General features: G+C 54.3%; 12 protein-coding genes. All 12 read right to left on the reverse strand.

Going from position 1 to position 12,260, the window contains the following annotated elements; translation table 11 throughout:
- Nucleotides 1–29 precede the first annotated feature (29 nt).
- Nucleotides 30–1,259 carry an aspartate kinase gene (gene dapG / locus PT964_RS00845; RefSeq protein WP_274361407.1) on the reverse strand — a complete coding sequence of 410 codons (1,230 nt, stop codon included), beginning with the start codon at nucleotides 1,257–1,259 and terminating at the stop codon, nucleotides 30–32.
- A 141-nt stretch (nucleotides 1,260–1,400) separates the two neighbouring features.
- Nucleotides 1,401–1,994 (reverse strand): dipicolinate synthase subunit B, encoded by a 594-nt coding sequence (locus tag PT964_RS00850; protein WP_274361408.1) that lies wholly within the window; start codon nucleotides 1,992–1,994, stop codon nucleotides 1,401–1,403.
- A complete protein-coding gene (dpsA, locus tag PT964_RS00855; protein WP_274361409.1) occupies nucleotides 1,991–2,890 on the reverse strand; it encodes a dipicolinate synthase subunit DpsA in 900 nt (299 codons plus the stop codon). Before dpsA ends, PT964_RS00850 begins: the two co-directional genes overlap by 4 nt.
- A 436-nt stretch (nucleotides 2,891–3,326) precedes the next feature.
- The gene (gene dut, locus PT964_RS00860; RefSeq protein ID WP_274361410.1) at nucleotides 3,327–3,779 is read right to left on the reverse strand and encodes a dUTP diphosphatase; all 453 of its coding nucleotides are present in this window, start codon (nucleotides 3,777–3,779) and stop codon (nucleotides 3,327–3,329) included.
- Nucleotides 3,763–5,019, reverse strand: a complete 1,257-nt coding sequence (locus tag PT964_RS00865) for a M16 family metallopeptidase (protein WP_274361411.1) — start codon at nucleotides 5,017–5,019, stop codon at nucleotides 3,763–3,765. The genes dut and PT964_RS00865 overlap by 17 nt, the downstream gene beginning before the upstream one ends.
- A 105-nt stretch (nucleotides 5,020–5,124) precedes the next feature.
- Nucleotides 5,125–6,156: a polysaccharide deacetylase family protein gene (locus PT964_RS00870; RefSeq protein ID WP_274361412.1), complete on the reverse strand. Its 1,032-nt coding sequence runs from the start codon at nucleotides 6,154–6,156 to the stop codon at nucleotides 5,125–5,127.
- Between the two features lie 132 nt (nucleotides 6,157–6,288).
- On the reverse strand, nucleotides 6,289–8,412 hold the full coding sequence (gene pnp, locus PT964_RS00875) for a polyribonucleotide nucleotidyltransferase (RefSeq protein ID WP_274361413.1): 2,124 nt from the start codon (nucleotides 8,410–8,412) through the stop codon (nucleotides 6,289–6,291).
- 167 nt (nucleotides 8,413–8,579) lie between these two features.
- On the reverse strand, nucleotides 8,580–8,849 hold the full coding sequence (rpsO, locus tag PT964_RS00880) for a 30S ribosomal protein S15 (protein WP_274361414.1): 270 nt from the start codon (nucleotides 8,847–8,849) through the stop codon (nucleotides 8,580–8,582).
- 144 nt (nucleotides 8,850–8,993) lie between these two features.
- Nucleotides 8,994–9,938 (reverse strand): bifunctional riboflavin kinase/FAD synthetase, encoded by a 945-nt coding sequence (locus PT964_RS00885; protein ID WP_274361633.1) that lies wholly within the window; start codon nucleotides 9,936–9,938, stop codon nucleotides 8,994–8,996.
- A gap of 56 nt (nucleotides 9,939–9,994) precedes the next feature.
- Nucleotides 9,995–10,927, reverse strand: a complete 933-nt coding sequence (gene truB / locus PT964_RS00890; RefSeq protein WP_274361415.1) for a tRNA pseudouridine(55) synthase TruB — start codon at nucleotides 10,925–10,927, stop codon at nucleotides 9,995–9,997.
- The gene (locus PT964_RS00895; protein WP_274361416.1) at nucleotides 10,924–11,901 is read right to left on the reverse strand and encodes a DHH family phosphoesterase; all 978 of its coding nucleotides are present in this window, start codon (nucleotides 11,899–11,901) and stop codon (nucleotides 10,924–10,926) included. The genes truB and PT964_RS00895 overlap by 4 nt, the downstream gene beginning before the upstream one ends.
- Nucleotides 11,898–12,254, reverse strand: coding sequence for a 30S ribosome-binding factor RbfA (gene rbfA, locus PT964_RS00900; protein WP_274361417.1), 357 nt, complete (start codon nucleotides 12,252–12,254; stop codon nucleotides 11,898–11,900). Before rbfA ends, PT964_RS00895 begins: the two co-directional genes overlap by 4 nt.
- Nucleotides 12,255–12,260: the final 6 nt, after the last annotated feature.

Below are 12,260 nucleotides of genomic sequence, written 5' to 3' on the forward strand. Positions count from 1 at the left end.
TTCCATAATGATCAAAAGTATAAGTGCATTTAATGACGGATTGATAAATGAAGCTGAAATTTCCGATGCAATGCGTTTACTGCTTTCGCCGTATCGCTTGCTCGAACGAGCACCCAAATCGTCGTGTTGGAATCGGCGGACTGCAGGATGCCGACGTTTTCCTCCGTCAGAGCTTCGATAATCGTGGCCATAACGCCGGGTACCCCGTTCATCCCTCCGCCGATGACCGATACTTTGGCGCAATCGGGGACGATCCTCGGCTCATAGCCGAGCTCCTTCAGCAATGCGGCCGCACGCTCCGCTTCGGAATCGAATACCGTATAAGCAACGCCCGACGGGGTGACATTGATCAAATCAACGCTGATGCCGTTGTGCGCCATAGCTTTAAATACGCGGAGCTGCAAATCGTACTGTCCCTCCGCCGCCTGCACCGATACTTGCGACACGTTCGTCACATGCGCGATGCCGGTAATTAAGCGATCCGGGACAGGCTCTTTCAAGCGTTGAAGCGTTGAAGCGTTTGTCACCAAGGTGCCCTCCGAGTCCGAGAACGTCGAACGGACCCTTACCGGAATATCCGCAGCCATCGCGATTTCAACCGCCCGCGGGTGAATGACCTTCGCGCCGTTGTTCGCCATGTTGCAAATTTCAGCGTAGCTTACGCGCGTAAGCGGCTTGGCGTCCGTAACGATTCGCGGATCGGCCGTCAGTACCCCGTCGACGTCCGTGAAGATGTCCACGCATTCCGCCCGCAATGCCGCGCCCAGCGCAGTCGCGGACGTGTCGCTGCCGCCTCTCCCGAGCGTCGTAAAATCTCCGTTAGGGGCCGCCCCTTGGAAGCCGGTTACGATGACGACTTTCCCTTGATTTAAGTATTGCTCGATGCGTTCCGTCTGGATATCGGTAATTCGCGCGTTACCGTAATCGTCGGTCGTTACGATGCCGGCCTGAGCGCCGGTCAAAGCGACGGCAGGTATGCCGCCTGACTGCAGCAAGCTGCACAGCGTCGCTGCAGATATCATCTCTCCGCAAGCGAGCAGCATGTCTCGTTCCCGGATCGGCAATGCGTTGCCGTTCTCGCCCATCAATTGCAGCAGCGTATCGGTCGCATACGGGTCGCCGCGGCGCCCCATCGCCGAAACGACGACAACCAAGGCGTATTGTTCATCCAAGGCCCGGCGAATATGCTTGATGGCGTGTTCCCTTGCTTCAGCCGTGGACAAGGAAGTGCCTCCGAATTTCTGAACCAAGATGCGCAACTTGTTTCCCTCCATACTTTACTGAATCCATCGGTACGCCACAATATGCGATTGTTGATCGAACTTTGCGGGCAAAGCCGTGAAATCCGCCCGCCGTAGGGCGGACGGATCGACGGTTAGCTTCACCTTCGAAATTTGCGCTTATGATTGCTCGTATTGAATCAGCATAGGCTGCAGCTGTCTTCCTTCCATAGCGGCCTCGCACGTTTCCATGATCAAATCCATGCGTGCAACGAGCGAATTCGGCTTTTTGGTCGGTGCATCCTGGCCGAACGGTACGAAATAAATATGTTTCATAGTCAGCAGTTTGGCGATGTTGAAGCTGTTGAGCCCTAAACCGTCGTTTGTGGATATGGCCAGCACCAAAGGCCTTCCGTTGCGCATTTGGGCTTTGGCGGCCATCAGCACGGGGCTCTCCGTCATTGCGTTCGCCAGCTTGCTTGTGGTATTCCCCGTGCAAGGCGCAATGACAAGCACGTCGATCTGTTTGGAAGGGCCGAGAGGCTCGGCATCCACAATTGTAGAAATAATATCATTTCCGGTTAGTTCTTTCAACTGCTTCTGCCAATCCTCCGCTTTGCCGAACCGAGTGTCCGTCATTTGGACGGAATATGATATAATCGGGATCACTTTCGCTTTCGCGTCGACAAATCGCTTCACTTGCGGCATTACTTCCTCGAGCGTGCAATGCGAGCCGGTCAGGGCGTAACCAACCGTTTTTCCTTCCCAATTCATTCGCTATTCCCCCGTTTCGCTGAATCTTCCATAATCATTTGACTGACGACAGAGGCAATAATTTTACCCGCGGTTTTCGGGGCAACGATTCCCGGAAGGCCAGGCGCCAAAATCGCCTTCACACCGCGCCGCTCCGCAAAGCGAAAATCCGTCCCGCCGGGCTTTGAAGCCAGGTCGATAATCAAGGTGCGGGGAGGCATCGCCGCAATCACCTGCGCCGTTACGATTAGACTCGGGATCGTGTTGAACAGAACGTCGGTATTCCCTACATTGGCTTTCAGGTCCTTCGTATAAAACGGTTGGAACCCCATTTCAAAGGCCCGGGCAAAATGTTCATCCCTTCGCACCCCTACCTGAACGTTCGCCCCGAAGCCTTGCAGCAATCTTGCCACCGTTATGCCCGTTCTGCCGAAGCCGAGCACGGTGCAAACCGAACTATGGAGTGTAATATCGGTGTTTTGCATAGCCATCATGACGGCTCCTTCGGCCGTCGGAATGGAGTTGTATATGGCAACATCGTCCCGTTCGAACAGCTCGATCAACTCAATTCCCTGCGCCGCGCAAAGCTGCTTTAGGTACGGCTTCGCCATTCCCGTATACACTTTGGCATGCTTCGGCAACCTGCTAATATGCGTGTCGGTCAGCATCAGCTCGCGCGTTGAAAACATGGAATCGACCAAACCGTTGTCATCGGTACCGACTGCGGGAAGCAGAACCGCATCCTGCCCCAGCAAGCTGTTTTCATGTAATTCAGCGGAGGTTGCCCCGCTGAACGATTGGCTTAGATTGTCGAATCCGATTAATGTAACGGAAGCGTCCAACTCCACCATCCGCTTAATCACTTCCAATTGGCGGGCATCTCCGCCGATGAAAGTAACTTGCGTTCCGGTCAGCATCACAACACCCTCCTTTCCAGGCAATCGGGATATACACCCATACTATGGCAAACGCCCATTTTTGGTTACAGCATAAGAAAAACGCCTTGCGGCGTCCTTTGAATTCGAGCATTAAGTTATTACGAGCATAGAAGGGTGCGGAATATGCCTAAGGGCTCCAATCTTTCTTTCGCAGGCAAGGCTGGCGGATCGTTCTAACGGACTGGGATGCAGTTATTCGGCGGTTTAAATGGAGTTTGCGGTTTTAACGGACACCACTGCAGTTATTGCCTCGAAAAAGCAAGGATAAGCGCCAAAAATCGGGATATAGCGTCTGTGGCGTCCGTAAGCGGTATTGCGGCGGGCAAATTGGCGATATAACATTTGTGGTGTCCGTTAGCACCGCAGGTGTTGCGAGGAGCCGCAAAAAAAAGACCCGCCTTCTCAGGCGGGTCGCTTATTTACCCGTATGTCCGAATCCGCCGGCTCCGCGTTCCGTATCGTCGAGCGTATCCGTTAAGGCGATGCTGATTTCCGGAACGAGCTGGAACACCATCTGCGCGATCCGCTCTCCGCGGCTAACCGTGAACGGCTCCTGCCCCAAATTAATAAGCAGCACCTTCACTTCTCCGCGATAGTCGGCATCGATCGTTCCTGGGGTATTCAACGTTGTAATTCCGTGCTTGAAAGCGAGCCCGCTTCTCGGCCTAACTTGCGCTTCCAGACCGTCCGGCATCGATAATGAAAATCCGGTCGGTATGAGCGCTCTTTCTCCCGGCTGCAGCGTGACCGGCTCAGGTACGGCCGCATGCAGGTCGTAGCCGCTCGCGCCGGATGACATCTTGACGGGCAGCGGAACATCCTCGTTTCCCGGCAGCTTTACCATCTTAACCTCAATGGGCCGATTCATATTTTGTCCTCCACTTCAAAAGCGCTTTATCCGAGGTTCCGACAAGTGCGGTAGCGCACGGCCCGGAGAACAAATTCCCCGCGAGCCGCTTTACCTCATCCATGCTCACGTCTTCGATCCGGTCAATCAATTCATCCAGCGAATAGTGTTTTCCGGTCATGAGCTCGTTTTTTCCGTTGCGCGTCATTCGGCTGCTTGTGCTTTCAAGCCCGAGGATGAGGCTGCCTTTCAGCTGCTCTTTCCCCTTGCGCAGCTCCTCTTCCGTAATGCCCTTCGCTCGTACGTCGTCAAGCATCTGGAACGTGATGTCGAGAACCTCGGACGTTTGCTTCGGCGCCGTTCCTGCATACACGGTAAAAATGCCGCTGTCGATATGCGAGGTATGATATGAATAAACGGAATAGGCCAGGCCGCGCTTTTCTCTGATCTCTTGAAACAGACGGGAGCTCATGCCGCCGCCGAAGATATTGTTAAGCAAAATCATCGGATACAGCATCGGATCTTCCATCGCACAGCCCGGAAAAGCGATGCAAATATGATTTTGTTCCGTCTTCTTCTTGAAATATTCGTGGCCGTTTAAAAATTCGGGAGCGTCAAACGCCGGTTTGGGACCTTTGTTTCCGTAAGAGCCGAAATGCTTCTCAAACAGCTCGATCAACGAATCGCCGATGTTGCCCGCCGCGCTTAATACGACGTCTTCTTGGCCGTAATAGGTTTCCATATAACCGCGAAGGTCTTCCGGCTTCATCGCGAGCAAATTAGTCTCTGTCCCGAGGATCGGAAAGCCTAACGGGTGGCTTCCGTAAGCCGCCCTTGCGATCATATCGTGGACGATATCGTCCGGCGTGTCCTCGTACATCGATATTTCCTCGATGATGACGTTTTTCTCTTTCGCCAAATCCTGTTCGTCGATCAGCGAGCGTGCGAACATGTCCGAAAGAACGTCAACGGCGATATGAATATGCTCATCCAGCACCTTGGCGTAATAGCACGTGTACTCTTTCGAGGTGAAGGCGTTCACGTTGCCCCCGATCCCGTCGAAGACGTCCGCGATATCCTTGGCGGAATACCGCTCGGTGCCTTTAAACAGCATGTGCTCGATAAAATGGGATATGCCGTTGATCGTTTCGTTCTCATTGCGGGACCCCGTTTTTACCCATATTCCGAACGACACCGATCGGCTGGTCGGGATATTTTCAAGTAATACGCGAATTCCGTTGCTTAGCTGCCTCTTTTCCACTGATACGCCTCCTGGTTTGGCGTTGATATACCGATCTTCTTTAGCAGGTTCGATTGAAATATCAGTATTCCGGCTCCACTGCATGAACCGCTTCTACTGATATTATCAAAATCCAGGCGGGGTCTCAACTATGGAGGTGCGGCTGGGCGAAAGCGTATCGCTAACGGTGGAGATTGCGAATCCTCTCCGCTTCGCTTCGGCGATAATTCCCGGCAGCGCACCGGAGGCGCTTTCCGTAGGATGCATGAGTATGAGAGATCCCGGCTCCAGCCGTGCGGAAATTTTTCGCACGACGGATGCGGCCGGCGGCTTCTTCCAATCGACCGTGTCGATTGTCCACAGTACGGTCTTCAACCCCAATTCATGCGCGATTTTAACCGTATCTTGATCGAAGTCGCCCGACGGAGGAGCAAACAGCTTGTTGTCGACTCCCAGGACGTTCTTAAGCAGGTCTTGCGTTTTGACGATTTCCTCCCGCGCCGCCGCATCGGTTAGTCGGCTCATGTTTTTGTGCGAATACGCGTGGTTGGACATTTCGTGCCCTTCGGCCATAATTTGCTTCGCGATGTCCGGATTGTTCTTCAGCCACTTGCCGTCCAGAAAAAAGGTCGCCTTCACCTTCTCCTTCCGCAGCGTTTCCAGCATGCCCGGGATATACTCGTTCCCCCAAGCCACATTGATCATCAGTGAAATCATCGGCTTTCTCGGATTTCCTTTATAAATCGGATACGCCCCTAACTGATCCAAGCTGATTGCCGGCGGGATCGGCTTCGTCACGTACACAATCTCTTCGCTGCTTCTTTTCGATTCCATCGCAAGCTTAAACGTCCGCTCGATGTCCACTTCCTCGCCGTTCAAGCCGGGAATCGCTTTCCAGACCCGATCCACACGGGCGTTAATCGGTTCTATTTTTCGTTTCTCCGCCTCCGCCGCGATCCGATCGTACAGCTCCTTCTGTTTGCCTTTCAGGGCGGCAGGATCGAAGGGGACGATTGCGTTAAGAAACGCATTTTGTGCCCCTCCCTCCGTTTTGACGGAGGCGACGTATTCGGCGATGCTCCCCGCTTGGTTGAGCGCCATATACGAAAATGCCGCAAACGCCAAAATGACGATCGTTTTTTTCCATTTGTTCCGCACGTTCCGTATCCTCCCGTTCGTTCAAAGCCGGCTCGGCTTGTCTGTTGCTTCCATTTTATGCCCGGGAGGACAAGGATAGAATGAAACAAAAAAGAGAACCTTTACCATGGTTCTCCCGTCTTGATTGTTTTTTTACTGTTGAGCCGGAGCCGCCGGTGCGGGTGGCGCAAGCAGCACTTTTCTCGAAAGGTTGATGCGGCCCTGAGCGTCGATCTCCGTAACCTTCACCTGGATCACGTCGCCTAAGGAAACTACGTCCTCCACCTTGGCGACCCTTTCCGTCGACAATTGCGAGATGTGCACTAAGCCTTCCTTGCCCGGCAAAATCTCTACGAAGGCGCCGAATTTTTCGATCCGCTTCACCTTGCCGTCGTACACTTCGCCTACGACCACTTCGCGAACGATCCCCTCGATAATCGATTTCGCCTTCTCGTTCATTTCCGAGTTCGGGGAAGCGATATATACGCGGCCGTCCTGCTCGATATCGATCTTTACGCCGGTTTCTTCAATGATCTTGTTGATGATTTTGCCGCCGGCGCCGATGACGTCTCTAATTTTGTCCGGATTGATCTGCATAACGGTAATTTTCGGAGCGTAACGCGACAAGTCTTTGCGCGGCTCGGAAATCGCCTGCATCATCTTGCCGAGAATGAACATCCGGCCTTCTTTCGCCTGCTCCAGCGCTTCCTTCAAAATGCTGCGGTTAATGCCGTCGATTTTGATGTCCATCTGGATCGCCGTAACGCCTTCGGCGGTGCCCGCGACCTTAAAGTCCATATCGCCGAGATGGTCTTCCATGCCTTGAATATCCGTCAATACGGTGTAATGCTCATCGTCCTTAATAAGACCCATCGCGATTCCCGCAACCGGAGCCTTAATCGGTACGCCGGCATCCATCAACGCCATCGTGCTTGCGCAAATGCTGGCTTGAGAAGTGGAGCCGTTCGATTCAAGCACCTCGGATACAAGGCGAATCGTATACGGGAATTTATCCTCGGACGGGATGACCTTAGCCAGCGCGCGTTCGCCGAGCGCACCGTGACCGACTTCGCGTCTGCCCGGAGGACGAAGCGGTCTCGCCTCGCCGACGGAGAACGGCGGGAAGTTGTAATGATGCATGAAGCGCTTCGACTCTTCGAGACCGATGCCGTCGAGAATTTGCTCGTCGCCGATGGCCCCTAATGTGCAAATGCTGAGCGCCTGCGTTTGTCCCCTTGTGAACAAGCCGGAACCGTGCGTCCGAGGCAGCACCGCAACGTCGCAATCAATCGGCCGGATTTCGTTCACGGCACGTCCGTCCGGACGAACCTTATCGCGCGTAATCAGGCGTCTGACTTCTTCTTTCACGATATCGTAAAGCACTTCTTTAACGTCCTTCAGCTTGGACGGTTCTGCCGCGAACGCTTCCGTGAAGTGTGCAACCGTTTCTTCGTTGATCGCTTCAATCGCGTCGGCACGCTCCTGCTTGCCGTGAATTTTGACCGCCTCGACCAATCGGGCTTGGGCGTACTCACGCACTTGAGCATCGACATCGGCATCGACCGTGTGAAGCTTCACTTCCATCTTCGGCTTGCCGGCTTGCTGGACGAGCTCCTCTTGAACCGCTACGATTTTCTTGATTTCTTCGTGGCCGAACATGATCGCTTCCAAAATGTCCTCTTCCGGCACTTCGTTCGCTTCCGCTTCCACCATCATAATGGCGTCTTTCGTACCTGCAACGACCAGGTAAATATCGGATTTTTTCTCCTGCTCGACCGTCGGGTTAATGATGAACTGTCCGTCCACGCGTCCGACGATGACGCCGCCTACCGGTCCGTTGAACGGAACGTCGGAGATGCTGAGCGCCGCGGACGTGCCGATCATGGCGGCGATTTCCGGAGAGCAATCTTGGTCCACGCTCATTACAAGCGCAACAATCTGTACGTCGTTCCGGAAGCCGTCCGGAAACAACGGGCGAATCGGGCGGTCCGTGAGGCGGCTCGCCAAAATCGCTTTCTCGCTCGGCCGGCCTTCCCGCTTAATGAAGCCGCCAGGAATTTTACCTACGGCGTAAAGCCGTTCTTCATAGTTGACCGTCAGCGGAAAAAAATCCAAATCTTTCGGCTCCGACGATGCGGTTACCGTGCAAAGAACTACAGTTTCGCCATAATGAACAACCACTGCAGCGTTCGCTTGCTTGGCAAGCCGTCCGGTTTCCAGAACGAGCGGACGTCCGGCCAGGTCCATTTGCACCTTTTTGGTGTTGCCTGACTCCATAGTATTTCCTCCTTGAATTCAATCCTTCATACATTCTGCATCATATGTATTATTTCCTTCTAAAACCAAATCTTTTCGCAGTCTAACAAAAAACAACCGACGCTTCATCGGACAGGCGCTTGCGGCCCGGACCGAATCGGCGAAGGTTGTTCTTCTCGCGAAAACAATTATCTTCTCAAGCCGAGCTTTTCGATCAATGTGCTGTAACGTTTAACGTCGTTGTTCTTAAGGTATGCAAGCAGCTTACGGCGCTGGCCTACCATCTTGAGCAACCCGCGGCGGGAGTGGTGATCCTTCTTGTGTTCCCGCAAATGCTGGGTAAGTCCGTTAATGTTCTCAGTAAGGATAGCGATCTGTACTTCCGGAGAACCGGTGTCCGTCGGGTGCACCTTGAATTCTTCGATCAATTGTTGTTTACGCTCTTGCGTCAATGCCATCCTCGTTCACCTCCTTCGTATAATCCCCGGCAGCCTAGCGAGCCGTCGGTGAGTCGGCGTGCCAAGCAGCGGTTCGATTGAATTGCGGATCAATTACCGCAACATACGAGAGTATAGCATAACTTTCGTATGAAGTAAAACAATTTATGTGGACGGCTGCAGCAATTGCCCCGCCTTACGAATATCGTCCTTGATTTGTGCGATCAAAGCGTCTACCGATTCGAATTTCCGCTCGCTTCGGATAAAATATTTAAATTGAACGGCTAGGCTGCGTCCGTACAAATCGCCGTCGAAATCGAGCAAATGAACCTCGCAGGTCGGCTCGGGCAAATTGTCATGAAATGTCGGCTTTTTGCCTACGTTCATAACTCCGTTTACCGTTTCCCCGCCGGCGAGCTTAACCGTTACCGCGTAAACCCCGTTCGCAGGCAATACATACGCTCCGTCAGGCTTCACATTTGCGGTAGGCACACCGATCGTTCGGCCTCTGCCTTCTCCATGAACGACTGTTCCCGTTATTTCGTATGGGCGGCCGAGCAGCGTCCCCGCCAGCCCGACATCGCCCGCCGACAGCGACGCGCGGATGAGCGTAGAGCTAATCCGATGCTCTTCGACACGATACGGCTGCACGACAGTAACGCGATATGCGTCGGCCGAAAGCTCTTCCAACAGTTGAGGACTGCCTGCACCCTTATGCCCGAACGAAAAATTAAAACCGACGACAACGTGCCGCACGCCCAAAGGCAGCAGCACTTGTTGAATAAAGTCGGACGGAGACAGCTTGGATAGGCCGTCGTCAAACCGAACGACATAAACCCGTTCTACGCCAAGCCGTTCGAACTCAAGCAGCTTTCTGTCAAGCGGCGTCAAGCATGAAGCGTAGATGGCTGAGCCAAGCACTTGGCGCGGATGAGGATGAAACGTCATGACGGCGGAAGAAAGCCCTTCCGTTCGGGCGGCTCTTACCGCCTCGCCAATCACTTGCCGGTGCCCGAGATGAACTCCGTCAAAGTCCCCGATCGCAATCGCCTGGCCGAGATTCGAAGCACTCAGGAGCATATCGTCTTGCAGCGGGTAGGATATATGCATCACTTCCACAGCGAAACGCCTCCTTTCCGGTGAAATCCGTCAAACCGTACGGTCGATTAAGTAAACAGCTTTTCGGGGATGTAGCATCGCTGCGTCTCATCCCGCCGGTATATGCCGATAAACTGATGTTCGTCAAGCGGTTTCTGACGTCCGAACAAACGTACAAGCTGCCCGTCGGCCGCCTCGCCTTCCAGCGCGACCGCAGGAAAAAACAGCTTTCTGCCTTGGAGCGCGTATAGAACGGCGGTATCGTTGACGATTCCGCCGGGCAAGTGCGACAAAGCGTCGGCGACCGAAACCAAATGTTCCGCCAGCGTTCCTTCCGCTGCATACTGCTCCGCTTCAAGCAGCGTGATGCAGTCCGCTTTGCGGATCGCTCCGGAGCCTGTCCGCTCCAGCGCGCTCATTACGGCCGGGTAGCCCAGCTTTCGCCCGATATCGACGCAGAGCGTGCGGATGTAGGTACCTTTCGAGCACGTAACCTCGAACGAAACCTTCGGGTAGCGGCTGTCCAAATTTACGCTTCGAATGTCGATGCCGTAAATCGTAACTTCTCTTGCCGCCCGCTCTACGGTTTGCCCTTCTCTTGCCAGCTCGTACAGGCGTTTGCCCTGGATTTTGAGCGCCGAATACATCGGAGGAATTTGTTCGATCGTTCCGACGAACGAAACAACCGCCTCCCGAATTTCCCGTTCCGTGACGGCCACCGACTCGCTGCTTTCCGTAATATCCCCGCTTGCGTCCTCCGTATCGGTGGCATACCCGATCGTAAGCTCCGCTTCGTATGTCTTGGGAAGCTCCTGCAAATACTCGACGATACGCGTCGCCCGGCCTAAACATAACGGAAGCACGCCGGATACGTCTGGATCCAGCGTGCCCGTATGGCCGATCCGCTTCTGCTTCAAGATTTTTCTGGCGCGCGCTACGCAATCGTGCGAGGTCATTCCTGCTTCCTTCCAAAGCGGCAGTACGCCCTCCCATTCATTCATAGCTTTGCGTTCACCGCTTCCACTAATCGGTCGACAACCTCATTCAGCCGGCCTTCCACCGTACAGCCGGCGGCGCGTACATGCCCGCCGCCGCCGAGCTGCTTGGCGATTTGAGCCACATCGACTTTACCGGCCGAGCGCAGGCTCACCTTGAACACGTTGTCGCCTTTTTCCTTAAACAGCATGCCGACTTGGACGCCTTCCACGTTGCGCGGAATGTTGACCAGCCCCTCGGAATCTTCATCCGCCGCGCCGACTTTGCGCAATGTATCCAATGATACGGTTAACCACGCAATTTGGCGGTCCTTCGAAAATTCCAGCGTCGACAGCGCATCCCGAAGGAGCAGCATCTGAGGATACGTCATAGTCTCCAGCAGCCGCTCCGCAAGCACGGCGCCTTCGGCTCCCGCTTGAAGCATCCGTTCGGCGATTCGCAGCACGTTCGGAGTCGTATTGGAATACCGGAAGCCGCCGGTGTCCGTCAGCAGGCCGCCATAGATGCTGCTTGCAAGCGGCTTGGTCCACGAAACGCCCAGCACTTCTCCCAGCTCATATATGATTTCCACCGTTGCCGCCGCATCCGGCCGGACAAGATTGGCCGAGCCGTACAAATCGTTCGTCGGGTGGTGATCGATATTCAGCAGCCGTACATCGGCTTCAAACAAGTTATGTACACCGCCGATCCGCGCAAAATCCGCGCAATCGACGGCGATTACGCGCCCGAAACGCCGGGAAGGCGCCTCGAGCGAGTAATTGATAATCGTTTGATCGCCTAAAAGCATCATATACTTGTCGGGAGTTCGGCCTTCGTTGATGAGTGTGCAAGATTTCCCGAGCTGCTTCAGCAAGAAGCCTACCGCACTCGTCGAACCGATCGCGTCGCCGTCCGGCGATAAATGGGACACGACGAGGAAATCGTCGTTCTCCATAATAAACGCCGCGGCAGCCTCAAGCTGATCTTTGTACCGGTTCATTGATGTTCCGCCTCGCTGTTGATCGATTCGAGCAGCTTCTCGATTCGGCTTCCGTAATCGATGGACGTATCGAATTGAAACAGCAATTCGGGAACGTGGCGAAGCCGCATGCGCTTGCCGAGCTCGGTACGGATGAAGCCCTTCCCGCGGGCGAGCGATTTCAGCGTAGTCGCGCGCTGTTCCTCGCTGCCTAGCACGCTGATATACACCTTCGCCTGCGACAAGTCGTTGGTCACATCCACGCCGGTCACCGTCATAAAGCCGATGCCGGGGTCTTTCAATTCGGTTTGAATAATGTGGCTGAGCTCCTTCTTCAGCTGCTCGCCCACTCTTCCCACGCGAATTTTAGCCATGCTTAC

The organism is Paenibacillus thermotolerans (assembly GCF_028745515.1).
GTDB classification, from domain to species: domain Bacteria; phylum Bacillota; class Bacilli; order Paenibacillales; family YIM-B00363; genus Paenibacillus_AE; species Paenibacillus_AE thermotolerans.